The organism is Streptomyces sp. NPDC054847, assembly GCF_053610925.1.
In genome coordinates this window covers 1-1,155 of record NZ_JBSGZJ010000792.1, presented here as the reverse complement: position 1 = coordinate 1,155, position 1,155 = coordinate 1, and the positions used below count along the sequence as shown (strand labels likewise).

General features: G+C 75.8%; 1 protein-coding gene. It reads left to right on the top strand.

The features are described from left to right. Nucleotides 1-143: 143 nt before the first annotated feature. The gene (locus tag ACWGH4_RS35275) at nt 144-1,034 is read left to right on the top strand and encodes a hypothetical protein (RefSeq protein WP_453468003.1); all 891 of its coding nucleotides are present in this window, start codon (nt 144-146) and stop codon (nt 1,032-1,034) included. Nucleotides 1,035-1,155 lie beyond the last annotated feature (121 nt).

The window sequence follows — 1,155 nt, the reverse complement described above, 5'->3', positions numbered from 1 at the left end:
CCCCCGCACGAGGGGGCGGGGGACCGGTGCTCCGCGGCCCGCACGAACGCCTGGCAGGGATGGCAGGACTGGCAGGGCGGGGACCGAGTGGGATCCTGGGAAACGGCATGGTGTTCGGCGGGGTGGGGACCGTAAGGAGCACGGTGGACCTGGAAAGCACGCTCGACGAGCTCTACGCGCTGCGTCCCCACGAATTCACCGCGGTCCGCAACCAGCGAGCGGCCGAGGCCCGTCGGGCCGGCGACCGTGAACTGGCCGAGCGGATCCGGGCACTGCGCAGGCCGACCGTGTCCGCCTGGGCCGGAAACATGCTCGTCCGCAAGGAGCCGGACAAGGTCCGGCCGCTGATCAGCCTCGGTGAGGGTCTCCGCGAGGCCCACAGGAACCTCGACGGCGAGCAGCTGCGCGAGCTCGGCAGACAGCAGCACCTCCTGGTCGGGGCGCTGGCCAGAGAGGCGCGGCAGCTCGCGGCGGAGGAAGGACAGTCCGTCGGCGAGGCCGCGTTCCACGAGATCGAAGCTACTCTGCACGCGGTGCTGGCCGACCCGGAGGCCGCACGGCAGTGGGCCGCCGGGCATCTCGACCGGCCGCTGAACGCGCCGGTCGGCTTCACTGGGCTGGAGGCGAGCGCGGGGGCGACGGTGCGGCCGGCCTCGCCGGCCCGCCCGGAAGCCCGGCCGGAGCCCTCGCCGGAGCCGGCGGAGGACGCCGGGGCCCGTCGCCGCCGGGAGAAGCTGGATGACGCCCGGCAAGAGGCGGAGGATGCCGAGCGGCAGGCCCGAGAACGCGAGCAAGCTCACGAGGAGGCGTCGGCGGCGCTCGAACGGTCACAGGCGGCGCTGGACGGGATCAGCGAGCGGGTGGCGGCGCTGGCCCAAGAGCTGGACGAGGCAAGGGAGCGGCAGCGTCGCGCCGAACGCGAGGTCCGGGACGCGCGTGACGAGGCCTCCCGGGCGTCCCGGGCGGCCAGGGACGCGCGGCGCCGTGCGGACAGGGCGGCGACGGTGGCGGAGCGGCTGGGTGGGGGGTCGTGACGGTGGCGACGCCGCTGCGCGGGGCCGTTTCCCCTGCCGGCCCTTCCCTCTGTACCGACGTGCGGCTCCGCCGCGTGGCGGGGAGCCCCGGACCCCGCCGCCCTGCGGCGGCGTACCACGC